The 20,989-nt window shown below is 67.4% G+C and carries 22 protein-coding genes; 7 read left to right on the plus strand and 15 right to left on the minus strand.

The features are described 5' to 3' along the window. Positions 1 to 41: 41 nt before the first annotated feature. The 4 genes from FDT80_RS08120 to FDT80_RS08135 are packed head-to-tail and all read right to left on the minus strand — an operon-like array spanning position 42 to position 4,100. Complete coding sequence (locus FDT80_RS08120; RefSeq protein WP_138661834.1) at positions 42 to 2,099, minus strand: molybdopterin-binding protein; 2,058 nt, start codon at positions 2,097 to 2,099, stop codon at positions 42 to 44. A 20-nt stretch (positions 2,100 to 2,119) separates the two neighbouring features. Continuing rightward, positions 2,120 to 2,611, minus strand: coding sequence for a molybdopterin-guanine dinucleotide biosynthesis protein B (gene mobB, locus FDT80_RS08125; RefSeq protein WP_138661672.1), 492 nt, complete (start codon positions 2,609 to 2,611; stop codon positions 2,120 to 2,122). Then, complete coding sequence (gene mobA / locus FDT80_RS08130; protein ID WP_138661673.1) at positions 2,608 to 3,216, minus strand: molybdenum cofactor guanylyltransferase MobA; 609 nt, start codon at positions 3,214 to 3,216, stop codon at positions 2,608 to 2,610. Before mobA ends, mobB begins: the two co-directional genes overlap by 4 nt. Further along, complete coding sequence (locus tag FDT80_RS08135) at positions 3,213 to 4,100, minus strand: formate dehydrogenase accessory sulfurtransferase FdhD (protein WP_138661674.1); 888 nt, start codon at positions 4,098 to 4,100, stop codon at positions 3,213 to 3,215. Before FDT80_RS08135 ends, mobA begins: the two co-directional genes overlap by 4 nt. A gap of 49 nt (positions 4,101 to 4,149) precedes the next feature. Here FDT80_RS08135 and FDT80_RS08140 point away from each other — a divergent pair, with 49 nt between their 5' ends. After that, a complete protein-coding gene (locus FDT80_RS08140; protein ID WP_138661675.1) occupies positions 4,150 to 4,869 on the plus strand; it encodes an AzlC family ABC transporter permease in 720 nt (239 codons plus the stop codon). Next, positions 4,866 to 5,192, plus strand: coding sequence for an AzlD domain-containing protein (locus FDT80_RS08145; RefSeq protein WP_138661676.1), 327 nt, complete (start codon positions 4,866 to 4,868; stop codon positions 5,190 to 5,192). The genes FDT80_RS08140 and FDT80_RS08145 overlap by 4 nt, the downstream gene beginning before the upstream one ends. Here the strand turns inward: FDT80_RS08145 and FDT80_RS08150 are convergent. The 5 genes from FDT80_RS08150 to FDT80_RS08170 form a co-directional block, all read right to left on the minus strand. Then, the gene (locus FDT80_RS08150) at positions 5,189 to 5,788 is read right to left on the minus strand and encodes a hypothetical protein (RefSeq protein WP_138661677.1); all 600 of its coding nucleotides are present in this window, start codon (positions 5,786 to 5,788) and stop codon (positions 5,189 to 5,191) included. The two genes, FDT80_RS08145 and FDT80_RS08150, sit on opposite strands and share 4 nt — an antisense overlap. A 26-nt stretch (positions 5,789 to 5,814) precedes the next feature. Beyond that, a complete protein-coding gene (locus FDT80_RS08155) occupies positions 5,815 to 5,949 on the minus strand; it encodes an aa3-type cytochrome c oxidase subunit IV (protein ID WP_138661678.1) in 135 nt (44 codons plus the stop codon). Between the two features lie 86 nt (positions 5,950 to 6,035). After that, a complete protein-coding gene (locus tag FDT80_RS08160) occupies positions 6,036 to 6,509 on the minus strand; it encodes a DUF6173 family protein (protein WP_138661679.1) in 474 nt (157 codons plus the stop codon). A gap of 15 nt (positions 6,510 to 6,524) precedes the next feature. Further along, a complete protein-coding gene (locus FDT80_RS08165; RefSeq protein WP_138661680.1) occupies positions 6,525 to 7,571 on the minus strand; it encodes an MBL fold metallo-hydrolase in 1,047 nt (348 codons plus the stop codon). Next, positions 7,571 to 9,295 carry an acyl-CoA dehydrogenase family protein gene (locus tag FDT80_RS08170; protein ID WP_138661681.1) on the minus strand — a complete coding sequence of 575 codons (1,725 nt, stop codon included), beginning with the start codon at positions 9,293 to 9,295 and terminating at the stop codon, positions 7,571 to 7,573. The genes FDT80_RS08165 and FDT80_RS08170 overlap by 1 nt, the downstream gene beginning before the upstream one ends. Before the next feature lie 131 nt (positions 9,296 to 9,426). Here FDT80_RS08170 and FDT80_RS08175 point away from each other — a divergent pair, with 131 nt between their 5' ends. Next, entirely contained in the window at positions 9,427 to 10,371 is a 945-nt protein-coding gene (locus tag FDT80_RS08175; protein ID WP_138661682.1) for an L-threonylcarbamoyladenylate synthase, read from the plus strand. Between the two features lie 7 nt (positions 10,372 to 10,378). Here the strand turns inward: FDT80_RS08175 and FDT80_RS08180 are convergent, their stop codons facing one another. Beyond that, positions 10,379 to 10,933 (minus strand): YqgE/AlgH family protein, encoded by a 555-nt coding sequence (locus tag FDT80_RS08180; RefSeq protein WP_138661683.1) that lies wholly within the window; start codon positions 10,931 to 10,933, stop codon positions 10,379 to 10,381. Positions 10,934 to 11,118: 185 nt separating this feature from the next. Between FDT80_RS08180 and FDT80_RS08185 the strand changes: the two genes are divergently transcribed. Beyond that, positions 11,119 to 11,946 (plus strand): protein-disulfide reductase DsbD domain-containing protein, encoded by an 828-nt coding sequence (locus FDT80_RS08185; RefSeq protein WP_246039898.1) that lies wholly within the window; start codon positions 11,119 to 11,121, stop codon positions 11,944 to 11,946. A 41-nt stretch (positions 11,947 to 11,987) separates the two neighbouring features. Here FDT80_RS08185 and FDT80_RS08190 read toward each other — a convergent pair whose 3' ends face one another. The 5 genes from FDT80_RS08190 to FDT80_RS08210 form a co-directional block, all read right to left on the minus strand. Continuing rightward, positions 11,988 to 15,395 (minus strand): efflux RND transporter permease subunit, encoded by a 3,408-nt coding sequence (locus tag FDT80_RS08190; protein WP_138661684.1) that lies wholly within the window; start codon positions 15,393 to 15,395, stop codon positions 11,988 to 11,990. Between the two features lie 4 nt (positions 15,396 to 15,399). Next, on the minus strand, positions 15,400 to 16,860 hold the full coding sequence (locus FDT80_RS08195; protein WP_138661685.1) for an efflux RND transporter periplasmic adaptor subunit: 1,461 nt from the start codon (positions 16,858 to 16,860) through the stop codon (positions 15,400 to 15,402). Between the two features lie 92 nt (positions 16,861 to 16,952). Next, the gene (gene moaB, locus FDT80_RS08200; protein WP_138661686.1) at positions 16,953 to 17,495 is read right to left on the minus strand and encodes a molybdenum cofactor biosynthesis protein B; all 543 of its coding nucleotides are present in this window, start codon (positions 17,493 to 17,495) and stop codon (positions 16,953 to 16,955) included. A gap of 3 nt (positions 17,496 to 17,498) precedes the next feature. Then, on the minus strand, positions 17,499 to 18,110 hold the full coding sequence (locus FDT80_RS08205) for a LysE family translocator (RefSeq protein ID WP_138661687.1): 612 nt from the start codon (positions 18,108 to 18,110) through the stop codon (positions 17,499 to 17,501). Beyond that, a complete protein-coding gene (locus FDT80_RS08210; protein WP_138661688.1) occupies positions 18,103 to 18,888 on the minus strand; it encodes a uracil-DNA glycosylase in 786 nt (261 codons plus the stop codon). The genes FDT80_RS08205 and FDT80_RS08210 overlap by 8 nt, the downstream gene beginning before the upstream one ends. A 114-nt stretch (positions 18,889 to 19,002) precedes the next feature. Here FDT80_RS08210 and FDT80_RS08215 point away from each other — a divergent pair, with 114 nt between their 5' ends. The 3 genes from FDT80_RS08215 to FDT80_RS08225 are packed head-to-tail and all read left to right on the plus strand — an operon-like array spanning position 19,003 to position 20,989. Then, entirely contained in the window at positions 19,003 to 19,953 is a 951-nt protein-coding gene (locus FDT80_RS08215; RefSeq protein WP_138661689.1) for an aspartate carbamoyltransferase catalytic subunit, read from the plus strand. Further along, positions 19,950 to 20,447: a hypothetical protein gene (locus tag FDT80_RS08220; RefSeq protein WP_138661690.1), complete on the plus strand. Its 498-nt coding sequence runs from the start codon at positions 19,950 to 19,952 to the stop codon at positions 20,445 to 20,447. Before FDT80_RS08215 ends, FDT80_RS08220 begins: the two co-directional genes overlap by 4 nt. Further along, positions 20,444 to 20,989, plus strand: a complete 546-nt coding sequence (locus FDT80_RS08225) for a hypothetical protein (RefSeq protein WP_138661691.1) — start codon at positions 20,444 to 20,446, stop codon at positions 20,987 to 20,989. Before FDT80_RS08220 ends, FDT80_RS08225 begins: the two co-directional genes overlap by 4 nt.

Consider the following 20,989-nt stretch of genomic DNA (forward strand, 5'->3'; position numbering starts at 1 on the left):
GCCCGACATACCTCGGGGTCCGGCGCACAGCCCCGGAATGCCTACAGCCCGAAAGCGGCGAACGGGATATAGCGCACCCTGTCGCCCGGTCGGACATCGCGCGCCTCCGGTCCCAGCTCGACAAGCCCGTCAGCCCAGCTCAGGCCGCTGATCCGCCCCGATCCTTCAGAGCCAAAGACCTCCGCCGCACCCTCCCGGATGCGGGCCCGCAGGAATTCCGTTCGCCCCGGCTTCTTGCGCTTGGAAAACGCGGCGGGCACGTCGAACCCCTGGGGCACCGGCCACGCCTGCCCCGCCAGCCGCGCCATCGCCGGATGCGCGAAGATCAGCGCGCAGACCAGCGCCGCCACCGGATTGCCCGGCAAACCAAAGACGGGCACGCCGGACCACAGGCCCAACGCCAGCGGGCGCCCGGGCTTGACCGCAATGCGCCAAAGCTCCATCGCGCCCGCCGCGCGCAACAAGGCCGAAACATGGTCCTCGTCTCCGGCCGACGCGCCGCCGCTTGTCATGATCACATCCGCGCGCCCGGCGGCTTGATCCAGCCGCGCCCGCAACGCCTCTCGGTCATCGCCGACGCGGCCCATGTCCACGGGCTCATGCCCGAAGGCCGTGATCATCGACAGCAGCATGGGCCGGTTGGCGTCGTAGATCTGGCCCGGCAAGGCGGGCGTGCCCGCCTCCACCACTTCGTCGCCGGTGGACAGCACGCCGACGCGCAGGGGTTTGCGCACCGGCACATCGCCCACGCCCGTCGCCGCCAGCAACGCCGCCTGCGGCGGCCCGATCCGCGATCCGGCCTCCAGTATGATCTCTCCCGCGTGCACGTCCTCTCCGGCGTTGCGGGTGTTGGCGCCCTGCCTGACCGGACCCTGAAAGGCGATCTGCCCGCCGCCCAGCGTCACGTCTTCCTGCAAGACGACCGTATCGACCCCCTCGGGCAGGGCCGCACCGGTGAGCACGCGGATGGCCATCCCGTCCGGCACGCGCCGCGGCGCATCGCCCGCCGCCGCACGCCCCTCCGCCAAAGGCATCACATGCGCCCCCGCATCGCGCCCGCCGGCAAAACCATAGCCATCGACCGCCGTATTGGGCAGCGGCGGATTGGCGCGAACCGCGCGCACATCCTCGGCCACGATACGGCCCGTGGCCCTGGACGCAGGCAGGCTTTCGACTGCGGTCACCGGCGTCAGGCCCGCGCGCAGCAGCGCCAGTGCATCCTGGACCGGGGTCCAATCCACACCGGCAGGCAGGGCAAAGCAATCGTTGCGCAACGGCGGCGGCGCGGGCGGCTGGCTGCGCAGGATCTCCTCGTGTCCCAGGCCGAAAATCCAGCCCTCTTCCGAGGCCTCGACCGCAAGGATGTCCGCCAGGACTTCGGGCGCGAGCGCAGAGACCGACCGGGCAACCTCGCAGACCTGCCATGCGTCCTTGATCATCCCCTCGGGCGCTGCGCCGACGGTCAGCGACGGCCAGATCTCGACCAGCGCCACCGGCGTCTCGAGCGGCTGGAACGGCCAGACCGACACCGCATCGCCCAGCCGCGCGCGCAGCCGCGCCAGAACCGGCAGACCCATGAAGACCTGGCTGCCCACCGCCCCCGCGCCGGCCATCTGCCAGCAGGTGAACGCACCCTTGGCCTGCGTCTCGGCCTGCCGGCGATCCGCAAAGGGGTTCTCGTAATCCGCCTTGGTGCGCGGCAGCCCGTCGATATCGCGCCCCGGCAACCCATTGGCCCAGAACGGCCCCTTGCCGCCAAAGCGCAGGTTGATCTCTGCGGCGAGGTCAAAGCGGTTGTTGGCCCCGGGCTCATCCGTCACATGCGCCGCGTACCAGTCCCACAGCGCCAGCGGATCATCCAGCCCGGTCAGCGCCGCGGCATACCCGCGCGGATACCCGAACGGAAAATCGAACCCCGCCAGCACGCGCCGCCCCGCCTCCAGTTCCGTCTCCAGCAGTTCGGCGATCCACGCTTCGGCGACTTGACGATTGCGCAGGTAAACCGGCGCCTCCGCCGCGCCGGCCCGCGCGACGCAGGCCCAGATCGCGTCTTTCACCGGCTTGGCGCCACGGTCGTTGCCGCCCGACCAATCCACCATCAGCACCGTGTCGAAATGGCTCACAGGCCGACCTCTCGCAGGATGAAATCGGCGATCGTGCAAGTATCGTCGAGGTCGAACACAGGGCGATCCAACGCAAGCTCACTGTCACTGGCCACGGCCCGGATCGTGGGATCACCGGGTGCGATCAGCGGATTGCCGGTGACCGCGCGATGCGCTTCGATCTTGCGATGTCCGTCGCGCTTGTAACCTTCGATCAAAACCAGATCGACCGGCGACAACTTGGTCAACAGCACCTCCAGCGGGGGTTCATCCTCGGCCCGCAATTCGTGCATCAGCGCAAAGCGGTTGCGCGAGGCCAGCAGCACCTCGGTCGCGCCAGCGACGCGGTGGCGATGGCTGTCCTTGCCCGCGTGGTCCACGTCAAAGCTGTGGTGGGCGTGCTTGATCGTGGACACGGTGACGCCGCGGCCGGTGATTTCGGTCACCAGCCGCTCCATTAACCCGGTCTTGCCCGCGTTCTTCCATCCGACGACGCCGTACATCCTCATGCCAGTGCCTCGGCGCGGGTCAGATCGTCGGGGGTGTTGACGTTGAAGAACGGGTCCACGCCGGCGACCGCGAACACCGCCTCGCGCCCAGCGTGCCGATCGGTCCAGACCACGACCTTGCGCAGCCCGTCCTGCAAGGCCGCGCGCAGATCGTCGCGCAGCGCCACGGGCCAGAGGCCGAAGGTCGGGTGCCGCACCTGCCCGCGATCGGGGTCCGGCGTGGCGGCCAACACCAGCGGGTGCGCCATGCCCTCGCCCGCCTCGATCAGGCGGGGCACCAGGTCGCAGGGAAAGAACGGCGTGTCGGCAGCAGCGGTCACGATGCTGTCCGCGCCCTGCGCCGCCGCCCAGTCCAGACCGGCCAGAACACCGGCCAAAGGCCCTGCGAACCCTTCGACGCTGTCGGCCAGCACCGGCAGGCCATAGCCCGAGAACCGCGCCGGATCGCCGTTCGCATTCAGCGCCAGCGCCGCCACCTGCGGCGCCAGCCGGTCGATGACGCGCGCCAGCAGCGTCTGTCCGCCAAGCGCCAGAAGCCCCTTGTCGCCCCCGCCCATGCGGGTCGCCTGCCCTCCGGCAAGGATCACGCCCATTGGTTGCTTCATACCGCCCCCTTGCGCCCCGCACGGCGCGGTTCTTCGGCGACGGATGCCGGATCGGCGTCACGCAGCAGCCGGTCCTCGCCCGCCAGGCAGACGAACCGCTGGCCGCGCATCCGGCCGATCAGCGTCAAGCCGACCTGCTGCGCGATTTCCACGCCCCAGGCGGTAAAGCCCGACCGCGAGGCCAGCACGGGGATGCCCATCATCGCGGTCTTGATCACCATCTCCGACGTCAGCCGACCGGTGGTGTACAGGATCTTGTCCTCCGGCCCGGTGCCGCTACGCAGCATCCAGCCCGCGATCTTGTCCACCGCGTTATGCCGGCCCACGTCTTCCATATAGACCAGCGGGCGATCGCCCTGGCACAGCACCGTGCCATGGATCGCCCCCGCCTCGAGGTACAAGGACGGCGTGCGGTTGATCTTGGACGACAGCGCATAAAGCCAGGATGTCCGCACCGGGGTCGCCGGAAGCCGGACGCCCTCCAGTCCCTCCATCATGTCGCCAAAGACGGTGCCGACGGCGCATCCGCTGGTGCGGGTCTTCTTGCGCATCTTGTCCTCGTAATCGGTCTTGCGCGCGGTGCGCACGATCACGGTCTCAAGCTCTTCGTCGTAGTCAACGCCGGTGATCTCGTCGCTGTCGCGCAGCATCCCCTGATTGCGCAGGAATCCCAGCGCAAGGTAATCGGGATAATCCCCGATGGTCATCGCGGTCACGATTTCCTGCGCATTGAGAAAGATCGTCAGCGGGCGTTCCTCGACCACGTTGGTGATCACGGGCGCGCCTGTGTGGTCGAACCCCTCGACCGCACGGGTCAGGCCCGCGCGCCCGGGATCGGGCGCGATCAGGTAGTCGGAAATATCGTCATGGGCCGTCAATTGCATCCCCCCCGGATCGGCGCTAAGCGGTTGATCCGTAATGTAGGGGCAACGCATGGCCATCACCACCATCAAATCGGCCTATTGGAAGGGCTTTCGTGACGGCGCACCGTTTTTGCTGGTCGTGGGGCCGTTTGCGCTGCTGTTTGGCGTATTGGCGATCGAGGCGGGGCTGAATGTCTTTGAAACGATGGCCTTTTCCATTGTCGTCATCGCCGGCGCGGCGCAATTCACCGCGCTGCAACTGATGGATGAAAACGCGCCCACGGTGATCGTTCTGGCCTCGGCGCTGGCGGTCAACCTGCGGATGGCGATGTACAGCGCGTCGCTGACCCCCTACATCGGCGCGGCGCCGCTGTGGCAGCGGGCGCTGGCGGCCTATTTCACGGTCGATCAGTCCTATGCCTGTTCGGTCGCGCAATATGAAAAGGAGCCGGACATGACGGTGCCGGAGCGTATGGCCTATTTCGCCGGCGCGGTCAGCCCGGTCTGTCCGATGTGGTACGTGTTCACGCTGGTGGGGGCCCTGATCGGCGCCCAGATCCCGGACGGATGGGCGTTGGATTTCGCGCTGCCGATCACCTTTCTGGCGCTGGTTACGCCGATGCTGCGCACGCCCGCCCATGTGATCGCGGCGCTGGTCGCCATCGTGGCAAGCCTGGTCACCGCCGGTGTGCCTTACTCGTTGGGGCTGATCCTGTCGGGCGTTGCGGGCATGGTGGCCGGCGCACAGGCCGAAGTGTGGCTTGAAGCGCGCAAGGGGGGGCAGCAATGATCGATCCCGTCACCTTGTGGACCGTGATCATCGGGCTGGGTGTGGGCAGCTTTGCCCTGCGCTTTGCCTTTACCGGGCTGGTCGGCAACCGGCCCATGCCCGCATGGCTGCTGCGGCATCTGCGATATACCGCCGTGGCGATCCTGCCCGCGCTGGTCGCGCCGCAGGTCGTGTGGCCCGGTGCGACGGACGGCCAGATGGATGCCCCCCGCCTGATGGCCGCGCTGGCCACGGTCGCGATCGGTCTTGCCACGAAAAATGTCTTTGCCGCGATCATCGGCGGCGCCGTGACGCTATATGCGCTGCTCTACCTGCTTGGCTAGAGCTTGAGCGACGCAAGCCCGTCCAGCACGTCGCCCGCGTCATTCTCGTAATAGCGATCGGTCCGCACGTCAGGGCGTTGCGCGATCGCCTCCATCAGGGTGACGGGAAAGAACGTCACGCCGACGTTCTCGAACCCCGGCACATCGCGCAGCAGTCGCGTTGTGGAATTCGTGCAATAGGCGGCGGCGACCGGTCCATAGGTCTGCGCCAGTTGCAGGGCCCGCTCGGCCTGTTCGGGCGTGACTTCGATTTCCTGCGTCACCACGTGAAAGCTGTCGCGCGCATGGGCGCTTTTGTAGGAGCTGACCCAATTGGGCGTGATCCCGTAGAGCACGTCGTTCTTTTCCGGTACGGTTTCGTGCCGGAACGATCCCGCAGGATCAAAGATCACACGCTGCGATCCGTTGATCATCAGTGCCGTGTGGCCGCCGCTGCCCGTCCGGTTGTTGACCATGGTAAAGATGGTCAGCGTGGCGGGGCCGGGCGCGCGGTATGCGCTGGCGGCGATCGCCTGCGGGCTGGCATCCTTCCCGTCCGGAACCGCACAGGCCCCAAGGGCGGTCAGAACCGCCATCGAAAAAACGATACTCTTCACGCGCGCAGATCCCCGCCACAGAGGTGTCAGGTGATGAACAGCGCCATCAGGACGATGATGGCCAGGATCACGATCACCGACCACGTGGTGAAGCGCATGAAGCCTTCGAATGTCTTTTCCTGGGTTTCGGTGTTCATCTCACCGTGCTTGTGTTCTGCCATGGGTGCAGTCCTCTTTGAATGACGCTGGCTGCTGACTAATGGATTCTGCGGGCCGTGTCACGCCGTCAAAGCGGCGCAGGCGCAGATCAGGTCTCCGCAGGGGTATCGCCATCGAGATCCTGCGCCAGGCGAAAGCCGATCCGGCTGGGCGTCTCGCGTTCCACCGGTTTCGGCAGGGCGCGCAGCATCACGTTCAACTGGCTGACGTGCTGAACAAGCTGGGTCCGGCCGCCGCTGCCATCTGTGCCGTAGAAGGTGACGATATCGGGGTCGAAATACCCCATTCCCTCGATGCGCAGGACACCGGCATCGCCGCCGGTGAACCCCATTGCGACCTCCTGGTCGGCATCGAGCTGCTCTTCGAAGTTCCTGAGATACAGCACGACCCGCTCATAGGCCCATTGCGCCGGGCTTTTCTTGGCGAGCGGGGTGTCCTTCACCGCCCTTGGGATTGGTTGGTCGCCCGCATTGGCGGTGTTCGGGTCCGCGTGAACCTCGTGGCACCGCGGCAGCGCATCGTCTTCGTGGGCCTCCGCGGCGGTCCTGATGTCGTCGTCCATATGCTCCTCCCCGGTTCAGGCGGCGCGCTGGTACACCCATGCGCCGTCGTCGCGCATTTCGCGCGTGGCAAGGCCGGTCTGATAGAGATGGCTCAGATGGGCCACCGCCTCGACCAGCGCAAGGCCGTATTCGCCCTCGCCGATCTTGCGCTTGAACAACGGCGCGAAACACTCCGACGCGGCCTTTGGCGTGTCGATGAAGGCCAGCAGGCGCTTCAATGCGCCGTGATGATTGTCGATCAACTGGCGCATCCGCGTGGGCAACCCTGTAAAGGGCAGCTTGTGTCCCCCCAGCACCAGGTGGTCCTCGCGCGCCAGAGGGGCCAGACGCTCGCAGGCCTCCAGCCATTCGCCGATCGGGTCCGCCATCGGCTCTGTCGCATAGACGCCGACGTTCGGGCTGATCGACGGCAGGATCTGATCGCCCGCCAGCACGAGGTTGTCGTCACGGCTCCAGAAGGTCGCATGCTCGGGCGCGTGGCCGTTGCCCATGTGCACATCCCACGTGCGGCCGCCCATCGTGATCGTGTCATCCTGCCTGATGCGGGTATAGCCCAGCGGCATGGGCGACACGACGTCGGAAAAGTTGAAGGGCCGCTCGCTCGCGCGCTTGTCGTAGATTTCGGAATGCATGCCGGACTGGCGGTAGAACGACAGCGATTCGTCCGACGGAACCTGCTGTTCGTCCAGGGTCAGCATCCGTGCGGTCAGCCATGCGGTGCGCGTGGTGACCAGTTCGGCCCCGTGGTCTGTCTGGAACCACCCGGCCAGGCCCACGTGATCGGGATGATGATGCGTGACGACGACGCGGGACACGGGCTTGCCCCCCAGGGGCCCGGCCATGATGTCGGCCCAGATTCCCTTGGATTTCTTCGACGCGAACCCGGTATCGATCACGGTCCAGCTATCGCCTTCGTCCAGCGCGTAGACGTTGACGTGGTCCAGCTTCATCGGCAGCGGCAGGCGCAGCCACAGCACACCTGGGGCGACCTCTATCCCGGTGCCGGCGTCGGGCGGCGTCTCCCATGGATAGCGCAGTCCTCGGGGGGCTTGGGTATTCATCACGCGGCCAAATCGTCGGCCGTCAGCGCGTAAAGGTCCTGCGCCCCTGCTTGCGCATGGGCCAGCAGGCCGACATGTTCGGGCAAAAGCCGCTGGATGTAGAATCGCGCCAGCTTTTCGCGGGCGCCGCCCTTGTCGGCCAGCGCGGCACGCAGGTGCAGATGCCCGCCCAGCACCCGCGCAAAGGCCCGCAGATAGGGAACGGCCCCGGCAAAGCGCGCATTGAGATCCTTCTGCTCGGCCAGCCAGTCGGTCGCCTCGCGCAGGCTTTCGGCGGCGTTCCAGACGGCTTCGGCCAGATCGGGCAGCGTGGCTTTGGCGGCCTCGGCGGTGGCTTCGACCTCGTCGAGCAGCCGGCCCGCGGCATCGCCCCCGTCCATCATCTTGCGTGCCACGAGGTCCATCGCCTGTATGCCGTTGGTGCCCTCGTAGATCGCGGTCACGCGCACATCGCGGCTGAATTGCGCGGCGCCGGTTTCCTCGACGAATCCCATGCCGCCGTGCACCTGCACGCCGGTGTGGGCAACCTCCATCCCCACATCGGTGCCAAAGGCCTTGGCGATGGGGGTCAGAAAGGCCGCGCGCGCCTTCCAGTCGGCGTCGCCGGTGGCATTGGTCATGTCGATCGCCACGGCACAAGACAGCGCGATGGCGCGGGCGGCAAAGATGTCCGCCTTCATCGTGGTCAGCATGCGGCGCACGTCCGCATGATCGACGATGGTGCCGGTGTGGCCGTCCTTGCCCTCCAGCGCGGTGCGGCCCTGCTTGCGGTCCATCGCGTAGGCCAGCGCGTGCTGATAGGCGCCTTCGGCAACGCCGATGCCCTGCCCGCCGACGCCCAGCCGCGCATTGTTCATCATCGTGAACATCGCCGCCATGCCGCCCTGTTCGGGCCCGACCAGCCAGCCGGTCGCGCCGTCGTATTGCATCACGCAGGTGGGCGAGCCGTGCAGGCCCATCTTGTGCTCGAGGCTGACCACCTTGACGCCGTTGAGCTTGCCGGCATTGCCGGCGTCATCCGGCAGGTATTTGGGCACCAGGAACAACGAAATCCCCTTGGTGCCCGCGGGCGCACCGGGCAGCCGCGCCAGCACCAGATGACAGACGTTGTCGGCCAGGTCATGATCGCCCCAACTGATGTAGATCTTCTGGCCGGAGACGGAATAGGTGCCGTCACCATTGTCCTCGGCCTTGGAGCTGAGCGCGCCCACGTCCGATCCGGCCTGCGGTTCGGTCAGGTTCATGGTGCCCGTCCACTCCCCCGAAATCAGCTTGGGAAGGTACAATTGCTTGATCGCGTCCGAAGCATGGTGCTCCAGCGCCTCGATCTGGCCCTGGCTCATCAGCGGGGCCAGTTGCAGCGACAGGCAGGCGCCGCTCATCATCTCGTTCACCGCGCTCGTCACCGTCATCGGCAAGCCCATGCCGCCATATTCGGGATCCGCCGACATGCCGATCCAGCCGCCCTCGGCGATCGCCTTCCAGCCCTGGTCATACCCCGGCGAGGTGCGCACGACACCGTTTTCCAGCCGCGCGGGATGCAGGTCGCCGGGGCGTTGCAGCGGGGCCAGGACCTCGTCACACATCTTGCCCGCCTCGGTCAGGATGGCGCGGGTCACGTCGTCCGTGGCATCGGCAAAGCGGTCGGTGGCGCGGACCTGGTCCAGCCCCACGATGTGATCGAACATGAATGCATAATCGTCGACGACGGCGTGATATGGCATGGGAATTCCTCCTGGCGCGGGCCGCGCGCTTGGCAAGGCGCGCGTCACACTGTAATGGGCTGTCTTTGCACCGGAACATGAGCCGCGGATCGCGCCGCGGCAACCAAAACGCCGCGTCACGAGGACCGAGCATGCCCCAGAAGACCACCCGGACGCTCCGCCCCGACGCCGCCGGCATCGCCGCGGCGGCCGATATCCTGCGCGCGGGCGGGCTCGCCGCCTTTCCGACGGAAACCGTCTATGGTCTCGGCGCGGATGCCCGCAACGGGGCCGCGGTGGCGGCCATCTACGAGGCCAAGGGGCGGCCCAGTTTCAATCCGCTGATCGTGCATGTGGCCAGTGCCGTCATCGCCCGCCGTTACGGTCTGTGGTCCGATCTGGCGGAACGGCTGGCGGCCCCTTTCTGGCCCGGTCCCCTGACGCTCGTCCTGCCGCTGCGCGATGGTCACGGCTTGTCCTCGTTGGTGACGGCGGGCCTCGGGACAGTGGCGATCCGGGTGCCGGAACACCCGGTGGCACAGGCGCTGCTGGCGGCGTTCGACGGGCCGGTCGCGGCCCCCTCGGCCAATCCGTCGGGCCGGATCAGCCCGACCACGGCGGCGCATGTCCTGGACGGTCTGTCGGGCCGGATCGACGCCGTGATCGATGGTGGCCCCTGCCCGGTCGGACTGGAAAGCACGATTGTCGGGCTTGGCGGTGACGCGCCGACCCTGTTGCGGGCGGGCGGCCTGCCATCCGAGGCGATCGAGGCGGCGCTGGGTCACGCGCTGACGCAGCCGCGCGAGGGCGCGATCACGGCGCCAGGGCAACTGGGATCGCATTATGCCCCTGCCGCCCATGTGCGCCTTGGGGCGACCGCCGCCGGCGAGGGCGAACTGCTGCTGGGGTTCGGACCGATGGACTGCGATCTGAACCTGTCACCCGCCGGCGACCTGACAGAGGCGGCCGCGAACCTCTTCGATCATCTTCACCGTCTGGATGCGAGGGGCCGCCCCATCGCCGTGGCGGCCATACCCGATCACGGATTGGGCCGCGCCATCAACGACCGCCTGCGCCGCGCCGCCGCGCCCCGCTAGCGCGGGATCACGCGCGCCCGGCCGCCGACGACAGGCTCAGCGGATCTACCCCGATGCTCTCCAGCGCCGCCGACCATTGCGCCGAGGGTTTGGTGGCGAACACCAGCTCTGTGCTTGCCTCGGCGGTCAGCCATCCGTTCGCCGCGATCTCCGCCTCGATCTGTCCGGGGGCCCAGCTGGCATAGCCCAGCATCATCAGGATCTTGTCGGGGCCGCGTCCGCTGGCGATATCCTCAAGGATGTCCAGGGTGGCGGTCATGCCGAATCCTCCCGGCACCTTCAGCGTGTGCAGGCTGGATTGGTAATCGGGCGAATGGAGCACGAAACCGCGCCCCGTCTCGACCGGGCCGCCATAGAAAACCGGCACCACCGGGACCGCACGGTCGACGTCGATATCGAGCTGGTCGAGGATATCGCTCATGCGGACGTCCGGATTGGGCTTGTTCAGGATCAACCCCATCGCGCCCTGATCGGAATGCACGCAGATCAGCACGACCGACCGCTCAAAGCGCGAATCCCCCATGCCCGGCATGGCCACCAGTAGTTTGCCCGTCAGGTCCAAATTACGATCCCTTGTGCCAAAGCGAGGATGCGCCGATGCGCCCTGGTGAATAGAATGGCCGCAAGGAATGCATCGCGCAAGGCCGCTCGCAACATCCGACAGACCGTCGCGTCCGGTGCGGGCGGAAACATCGCTGACCAAGACGTGACTTGGCTTTCGCGCGTCCATCGCCCATGTAAAATCATATGAGACATGCATGCCTGATCGCCGCCGCCCTGATCGCTGCCGCCCCGATGACCCTCGGGGCGGCGGGACCATCTGGCACGGGCCCCTCCGCGACAGCGCCTGTTACAGCGCAGGTGCTGCCGGGGTGGGTGCAGGCAGATGGCAGCCGCGTCGCCGCGCTCGAGTTGTCGTTGGCGCCGGGGTGGAAGACCTACTGGCGTGCGCCCGGCGATGCGGGCATTCCGCCGGAATTCAACTGGTCGGAGTCAAAGAACCTGGGCGGGGTCACGATCCATTGGCCGACGCCTCAAGTGTTCGACACAAGCGGGATGCGCACCCTTGGCTATACCGACCGCCTGGTGATTCCGCTGGCGATTGCGCCGCAACGCGCCGGTCAGCCGGTGCATCTGAACGCCGAGATGAACCTTGGCATCTGCAGCGACATCTGCATGCCCTATGCGCTCAGCTTTGATGCGGTGCTGCAGGGCACCGACACCCGCCCCACGCCCGCCATCGCCGCGGCCCTTGCGCAACAACCCTTCACCTCGGACGAAGGTCGCGTGAGCGCGGCCACTTGCAGGGTCGAGCCGACGGCCGACGGCCTTTGGATCGAGGCGCGGATCACAATGCCCAGCGCGGGCGGCGCAGAGGTTGTCGTGATCGAACCCGGACAGCCCGACATCTGGGTGAGCGAGGCCGAAAGCCAAAGGCAGGGCCAGGACGTCGTCGCGGTGGCCGAAATGATGCAGGTCAACGGCCAGATGATCGCGCTGGATCGCTCGGCGATCCGGCTGACGGTACTGGGCACGTCCCATGCGGTCGATATTCAGGGCTGCACGCCGGACTGAACCTTGCTGCGGATCGTCCGTCCGTCCTCAGGCGCCCACCGTCAGGCGCGGGCGGTGCGGCGCCTGCGCGCGATCAGCACCCCGATGGCACCGACAAGGTAGCCAGCGGCAACGATCCCGGTCACACCCGCCACGAACAGCACGAGAGCCGCCTGCACGGCAGGCCATTCGGCAATTGTCGGAACCAGCCGCAGCACGGGACCGGGAAGCGCGCCCTGCCAGATGGCCCAGCCCAGAGTGACGCCGACCCAGCCCAACACGAGCCCCCAAAGCCCGCGCGCCGCCCAGCGCACGCCGGGCACGGGTGCGTGCAGGGCACGCCGCATCGCCGCGAACTGCCGGGCCAGATCATGCTGCATCGCGATCAGCGCGGGCACGATCAGCAGCACCAGCACCATGCCGAAGCCCAGGCCATACACCAGCGTGATCACCGTGGGTTTCAGAAACTGCGCCTGCTGCGATTGTTCGTAAAGCAATGGCGCCATGCCAAGAACCGTCGTCATCGTGGTCAGCATCACCGGCCTGAGCCGTGACGCCGCCCCGTCGATGATCGACGGGATCAGACCCCGGTCACGGGCATATTCGTCGATCGTCGTGATCAGAACGATGGAATCGTTGATGATGATCCCCGTCATCCCCAGCAAGCCCACCACCGTGAACATGCTCAGCGGCACATCCCAAAGGGCGTGGCCATAAATCGTGCCCACCAAGCCGAAGGGGATGATCGCCATCACCACCAGCGGACGGGTCCAGCTGCCGAATATCCACGCCAGCACGGCGAAAATGCCGGTCAGCACCAGGATCAGACCGGTCAGCGCATCGCTGAGAAAGCTGTCCTCCTGCTCGCTCAGCCCCGCCAGCCGCCACTCCACCTGACGCTCCGCCGCGATCCGGGGCAGAATGTCGCGCTCCAGCGCCTGCTGGATGGCGGTCGCGCGCGCCGGATCGTCCTCGGATATGTCGCCGGTGACCGACACCACGCGGACACCGTTTTCACGCCGCACGGTGCCAAAGCCCAGCCGCCGCTCCGCGCTGACGATATCGGCCAGCGGGACGTAGCTGCCCTGCGCGGTGCGCAACTGCGTGCGATCCAGGAAATCGGCCGTCAGCTCGCCCTCGGGAAGCTCGACGCGAATCGTGGCGCTGCGCGGTCCGTCGGGGTACGTCGCCGCCTCGATCCCGCCCAGCCGGTCGCGCAACACGCGGCCCAGCGTGTCGATCGTGAACCCCAGCGCCTGCCCCTGCGGCGTCAGATCCAGGATCAGCTCCTGCTTGTCATAGGCAAGGTTGTCCTGCACCGCGCTGACTTCGGGATAGTGCAGCAGGGCGGTCTGCAAATCCTGACTGGCCGCTTTCAGCACATCCGTCCCGGCCCCGAAAAACTGCACGTCGAGCGCGTCGCCGCCCGGACCCGACCGCCAGCCGCGAAACGATACGGTTTCCACCATCGGATGGTTGATCACCGCATCCTGCAAATCCGCCACGAAGGCAAAGCTGGAATAGGGACGCAGGTCGGCGTCGATCAGTTCGATGGAAATGCCGCCCAGCAGATCTTCGTCCTTGGTATCGGCGCCGGCAAGGCCATACCCTGCGTTGCCGCCTATTTCCGCGATGACGTAGTCGATGGGATTGCGGCCATGACGCTCGGCGTAGTCGGCGCCCAGCGCCTGCGTGGCGCGTTGCAACTCGCGCATCATCGCCAGCGTGTCGGCGCGCGTGGCCCCTTCGACCATCGCGAAATTGCCGGTGACCGACCCGCGTTCGGGCGCGTTGAAGAACCGCCATTGCACGTCGCCGCGGACGAACAGCGCGATCTGGCTGGCCAGCACCGCGACCGCGCCCGCCAGCACCACGTACCGTGCCGCGATCACGCCGGCCATGAAGGGCCGGAACAGCCGTTCGCGCATCCACATGAACCCGCGGTTGACCTGACGGCTGGGCCAATCGTACCAGCGCGCCTTGGCCGTGGAGGCCAGCGCATGCGCCATGTGGTGAGGCAGGATCAGGAAACATTCGACCAGCGACGCCGTCAGCACCACGATCACGGTAAAGGGAATATCGCGGATCAGGTCGCCAAAGCGTCCGCCGACCACGACCAGCCCGAAAAACGCGATCACGGTCGTCAGCGTCGCAGCAAAGACCGGCATCGCCATGCGCCGGGCGGCGGTTTCGGCGGCCACCACGGGCGTTTCGCCGTAATGGCGGGCACGGTGATCGGCGTGTTCGCCCACCACGATGGCGTCATCGACGACGATCCCCAGCGTGATGATCAGCCCGAACAGCGACACCATGTTGATCGTCAGCCCGCCCAGATACATCAGCGCGATCGCCGCCATCATCGCGACCGGGATGCCCGCCGCCACCCAAAAGGCCGTGCGCGCATTCAGAAACAAAAACAACAGCCCCACCACCAGCGCCAGCCCCATGAGCCCGTTGTCGATCAGGATATCGAGGCGCCCGCTGATCGCCTCGGCGCGGGTGCGGATCAGCTCGACACTTACATCGGGCGGCAGGGTCGCCTGCAGGCTGGCGGCGACATGCTCGACCGTCTCTTGCACGCCGATCGCGTCGCCCTTGTCAGACCGGTCCACCCGCACGGAAATCGCCGGGTTGTCGCCCACGAAATAGCTGCGTTCGCGGTCGACGCCCTGCGCGCGGACCGTCGCCACATCGCCGACCAGCAGCTTGGATCCATCGGGGTTGGAGCGCAGCACGATGCCCGCGATCTCGCGCGCGCTGCGCTTTTCCGAACCGGTGCGCACGCGGGTGTTGGAGCCGGTCACATCGCCCGCGGGGGCGGCATCGACCTCTGCCGCGATGGCGCGCGCGATGTCCGCCATCGCAATGTCATGGGCGATCAGCTTGGCGGAGGGGACTTCGACCAGCGTCTGCGGATCCGCGACGCCCTGGATCGTGCTGCGCGTGACCCCGTCGGCGAACAGGCGCGTCACGAATTCATCTGCAAAGAGCCCAAGCTGCTCGGGGCCGATCGGTCCGGTGATCACGACATCGGTCACCCGGTCGCGCCAGACCCCGCGCCGCACCAGCGGGTCTTCGGCGTCCTCCGGCAGGCCGGTGATCGCGTCCACGGCGGTCTGTACATCGTCGGTGGCGCGGCTCATGTCCCAGTCGGGCTCGAATTCCAGCGTGATGACGCCGCGGCCTTCGCGCGACGTGCTGGCCGAACTTTCGACGCCTTCCACCGAGAGCAGCGCGGGCTCGAGCACCTGCACGATCGCGGCATCGACGTCCTCCGCGCCCGCGCCCTCCCAGACGGCGGTGACGCTGACGTTTTCGAGGATCACATCGGGAAAGAATTGCGCCCGCATGTTCGGCGCGGCGGCAAAGCCCGCGACCAGCAAGATCACCAGCAGCAGGTTCGCGGCGGTCGGATGCCTGGTGAAATACGACAGCACCCCCCCTGCGGCGCGGGGAATATCGCGGGCCATCGGTCTAGCCTCCCATGCGCGCTTCGATCCGCTCGACCATGCGGGCCGGAACTTCGCGTTGCGCCAGTTGTGCCAGGACACGCGCCTTGGCCTCCTGCGGCATGCGCGTGTTGCCTTCGACGAACGCCACCAGCCGGGCGCGGCGTTCCGCGCTCAACTCCAGCATCGCGGGCGCGGCGGCGGCGGCCGGCGCGGTATCGCTGCGCAACGGTCTGACCGTGATCCCCGGGCCCAGCAGCGGTGTGCGCGCCACCACGACGTCGCGCCCGGCAAGGCCATCACCCCGCACCAGAACATCGTCACCCTGCCGCCGCATCACCGTCACCGGCAGCGCCTCCAGACGGTTGTCATCACCGAGCACCAGCACCTCGTCGCCCGAACCAAGTGCGGCGGCGGGCAGGCGCACCACGGCATCGAGCGGGGGTTCGGTGACGCGCACCGTGACGAAATCGCCGGGCTTGAACCCCGGCGCGGCACCAAGCCTCGCAAAGACCAGCCTCCCGGTCTGCCCGTCGCCCGCCCCGGCGCTGACGCGGCTGATGCGGCCGGTCGCGGTCAGGTCCACCCCGGTCACGTCCAGCGTGACCGTCACATCGGCGCGGGTGACAGCGCCGGAGGGGTCGAGAAGCCGGACATATTGCGCGGTCGAGACGCGAAACGACACCTCGAGGTCGTCGGGATCGACCAGGTCGGCGACGCGCTCGTTGCTGCCCACCAGCCGCCCCTCGACGACGGTTGGGTCGGACAGAGTTCCGTCGAACGGCGCGCGCAACACGGTGTCGGCCAGACGTCTTTGCGCTTCGGCGCGTGCGATCCCGGCGCGCGCCAGACGCGTTGCGGCCTGATCGACGCGCGCCTCGGCCTGGGTCAGCGCCTGCCGTCGCGCCAATACTGCCTGTCGTGCGGCGGATGCGGCAAGCTCTGCCACCTCGACCGCTGCGGCCGTGCCGACACCGCGTTCCGCCAGATCGACCTGCCGCTGGTAGGCGCGTTCACGCAGGGTGGCCTGATCCTCGGCGGCGGCCACTTCGTCGCGCGCCAGCACCAGGGCGCGCGCGGCATCGCGCTGCTCGGCCTGCGCATCGGCAAGGTCGCTTTCGATCCGCTGCACGACCAGTTCCGCATCCGCCGGATCGATCCGCAGCAGCACATCGCCCTTGTTCACCGTGCCGCCGTCCTCGAAGCCGGGGGCCAGTTCGATCACCCGCCCGCCCACGGGCGCGCGCACCTCCATCGTGCGGCGCGATTGCACCTCGCCAAAGGTTTCGAGCACGGGCGTCCGGGTGCCTTCTTGGGCAGTCAGGACCTTCACGGCAAAGACCCGTTCCCGCGCCGGGGGCGCGGCGGTGTCGCGGCTCATGCGGTCCTGCACCGCGCTGCCGATAATCTGGGCGGCATAGATCAGCAGGCCCAGCGACACCGCCGCCAGAAACAGGCCAATCATGCTTTGCCGTAAAAATCGCATTCGCGTCCTTTGCCCGCTGGTCCCGGCATATTAGTGTTATCTAAGCCGGGCGGGGAAAAATACTATGTCTTGGGGGCAAACGCCGCAGGCCGCTATTTGCGTCGCTGATGTTCGTCCAGCCGGGGCATGATTTCCACGAAGTTGCAGGGGCGATGGCGATAATCGAGCTGTTTGCCGAGAATTTCGTCCCATGCGTCCTTGCAGGCACCGGGGCTGCCGGGCAGCGCGAAAAGATACGTCCCCTGCGCCACGCCCCCCGTGGCGCGGCTCTGCACGGCGCTGGTGCCGATCTTTTGCATCGACACGATGGTGAACACCGTGCCGAAGGCGTCGATCTCTTTTTCATAGACGTCGCGGTGCGCCTCGACGCTGACATCGCGACCGGTAAGCCCGGTGCCGCCGGTGCTGATCACCACGTCGATGTTGGGATCGGCGCACCATGCGCGCAACTGGTCCGCGATCGCGGCGCGGTCGTCGCGCAGGATCTTGCGGGCGGCAAGGCTGTGGCCCGCGCCCTCGATCCGTGCGACCAGCACGTCGCCGGACTTGTCCTCCTGCGGACCGCGTGTGTCGCTGACGGTCAGCACGGCGATGCGCACGGGAATGAAATCAATGCTCTCGTCGATGCGGCTCATGGTTCAGGTCCTTTCCAAGATGGCCAGCCGCAGCGCGAGCGCGGCAAAAATTCCGCCGGTGATCCAGCCAAGCGCGCGGGCGCTGCGGGCCAGCCGCGTGCCCAGACCGCCCGCGAACACACCCACCAGCGCATTGACCGCGAAGCCGCCCAGCGCCAGAACCGCGCCCAATGTCAGGAACTGCGCCAGAACCGGCCCGGCCTGCGGCGACACGAACTGCGGTACGAAGGCCAGCACGAACAGGATCACCTTGGGGTTGGTCAGGTTCACGATCAGGCCCGCACGAAACGCCCGTGCCGCGGTCAGCGGCGGCGCATCGCTCCGGGTGGTGCCGCCGCGCACCGACTGCACCGCGAGACACAACAGATACGCAACCCCGGCCCAGCGGATCACGTCGAAAGCCAGCGGATGCGCGGCCACCAGCGCCCCGAGCCCGACCCCGGCCAGCGCGACGTGTACCATGGCCCCCGCAGAGATGCCGGCGCTGGCCGCCACGGCGGCCCGCGGCCCCGACCGCAACCCCTGCCCGAGACAAAACATCATGTCCGCACCGGGCGTGAGGTTCAGCGCCAGCGCCGCCGGGACAAAGGCCAGCAAGGTCACCAGGTCAGGCATCCGACAGCCGCGCCTTGAGCGCCAGCAGATCGGCCCAGGCCTCGCGCTTGGCCGTCGGATTGCGTAGCAGGTAGGCCGGATGCACCATCGGCAGCACCGGCAGGCCCAACGCCTCGCCCCACTGGCCGCGCAGACGCGTGATGCCGCGCTTGCCCAGAAGCGCCTGCGCGCCGGCATTGCCCATCACCACCAGCACCTCCGGTTTGGCCAGCGCGATGTGACGTTCCAGAAACGGGCGCATCATCGCGATCTCGTCGGGCTTGGGTTCACGGTTCTGCGGCGGGCGCCAGGGCAGGACATTGGTGATGTAGACCGGCGCATCCGCCCGGTCGCGGCCCATGTCGATGGCGGCCAACATCCGGTCCAGCAACTGGCCCGCGCGGCCCACGAACGGCCGGCCCTCGCGGTCCTCGTCGCGGCCGGGCGCCTCGCCGACGATCATCACGCGGGCGCCGGGGATGCCGTCGGAAAACACCATGTTGCGCGCGCCACGCTTGAGATCGCAATGCTCGAACCGCTCCATCGCGGCGCGCAGGGCATCAAGATCGCCGGCCGCCTCTGCCGCGCGGCGGGCCTCCGCCACGGGGTCGATCTCCACCGCTTTGGGCGGAGCGCTGCGCCTGGCAGGGCCGGTGGGGGCCGCCGCGGCCTTGGGCGTCTCGACGCGCGCGGGCACCTCGTAGCGATTGACGCCCGCGTCGCAGATCGCCTCGGTCGCGCCCAGTTCGACCTGCCAGTTCAAAAGCGCCAGCGCGTGATGATATTCGGTTGATTCCATGCCCGCAGTTTAGGCGCCCGCCCGGGGAAACAGAACCGCTTGTTGCACGCCGCGCGCCTTGCCCGTGCTGGCGCCTGTCCCTATAAGACAAAAAATAGCTCAAGGTTGCCGCCCATGACTTTCGCACACCGCCATCTGCTTGGCATCGAGCCGCTGCGCCAGCCAGAGATCGTGACCCTGCTGGACCTGGCCGATCGCTACGTCGATCTGAACCGGCAACCGCACAAACATGCCGATGCGCTGGCCGGGCTGACGCAGATCAACATGTTCTTCGAGGCCTCTACCCGCACGCAGGCCAGTTTCGAGATCGCGGGAAAACGGCTTGGCGCGGATGTGATGAACATGGCGATGCAGGCCAGTTCGATCAAGAAAGGCGAGACCCTGATCGACACGGCGATGACCCTGAATGCGATGCACCCCGATCTGCTGGTTGTGCGGCATCCGCAGTCGGGCGCGGTCGATCTGCTGGCGCAAAAGGTGAACTGCGCCGTGCTGAACGCGGGCGACGGCAAACACGAACACCCCACGCAGGCGCTTTTGGATGCGCTGACGATCCGCCGCGCCAAGGGACGGCTGCACCGCCTGTCGATCGCGATCTGCGGCGATATCGCGCACAGCCGGGTGGCGCGGTCGAACATCATCCTGCTGGGCAAGATGGAAAACCGCGTGCGACTGATCGGGCCGCCCACATTGATGCCCAGCGGCATCGCCGACTTTGGCGTCGAGGTGTTCGACGACATGGAAGAGGGCCTGCGCGACGTTGACGTGGTGATGATGCTGCGGCTTCAGAAAGAGCGGATGGACGGCGGGTTCATCCCCAGCGAACGCGAATATTACCACCGCTACGGGCTGGACGCCGACAAACTGGCCCATGCCAAGGACGACGCCATCGTGATGCACCCCGGCCCGATGAACCGCGGCGTTGAAATCGACGGCACGCTGGCCGACGACATCAACCGCAGCGTGATCCAGGATCAGGTGGAAATGGGCGTTGCCGTGCGCATGGCCGCGATGGATCTGTTGGCGCAGAACCTGGCACTGACCCGGGCCGAGGGTGCGGCATGACGCAGGCGGACTGGAGCGATGTTCTGACCGAGGGCGAGGTCGTGCAATGGCAGGGCCGCCCGGCGCCCGTCCCGACCTGGCAGAACAGGCGTCTTTATGGCCAGATGGGGTGGAGCGTGGTCTTGCTGCTGATGGTGACGACGGCCTTTGCCGTCAGCCCGGAGGCGCGCGACGCGCAACCGCTCAGCCTCGTGCTGCTTGTCGCGGTGCTTGGCTTTTCCTTCATGCGGTCCTGGTCGGCGTGGTTCGCGCTGCGCAAGACGCGCTATGCGATCACCGACACGCGGATCCTGTGGCGGCGGGGCGGCCAGTTGCGCGAATTCGACCGCGACGGCGCCACCGCAGAGCCGTTTCGAGATACACTGCCGCCGTCGCTGCTGATCAAGCGCGCGGACGCCCGGTCACCTTCGGATGCGCTGGCCTTTGAATTCATCGAGGATGCGCAGACAGTGACAGACCTGATACCCGGCACTCGAAAGGCGAACCCCGTATGACCGGCCCCATTCACATTCCCAAGGGCGAGCGCGGCAAGATCCGCGTCTTTGCCATCAACCGCCCGGTGCCCGAGATCCTGAGCGCGCTCGAGACCATGTCCAAGCCCGATCTGGCCCGCGACCTGCTGGCCAACGCATCGCTGGACACCGCCACCGCCGAGATCTTTCCGGTGGCCGATCTCGTCGGGGTCGGGCTGGCGGGATACCTTGCCGATGGCTATGCCGTGGACGAGGCGCAGATCGCCCCGGATCGCGCCCGCCTGGAGGCGCTGGACGGTTACGTGCTGATCGTGTTCTCCGACAGCTTCGGCGGCGAAGAGGTCACGCTGACCCCAGGTGCGGATCTCACGCTGATCGGGACCTATTCGGAATTTGAACCCGTCACCGACCTGCCGCCGCTGACCGCGGACAGCGCGCAGCCTTACACCGGCGCCCCCGGCGTGACCCCGCCCGCGCCGGCGCGCGGCCCCGCGGGCAGCGCGATGGCCGTGATGGCCGTGATCGCGGCGCTGGCGCTGCTGGTCTGGTGGCTGTTTGCCTGA

The organism is Sulfitobacter sabulilitoris (assembly GCF_005887615.1).
Lineage (GTDB): Bacteria > Pseudomonadota > Alphaproteobacteria > Rhodobacterales > Rhodobacteraceae > Sulfitobacter_E > Sulfitobacter_E sabulilitoris.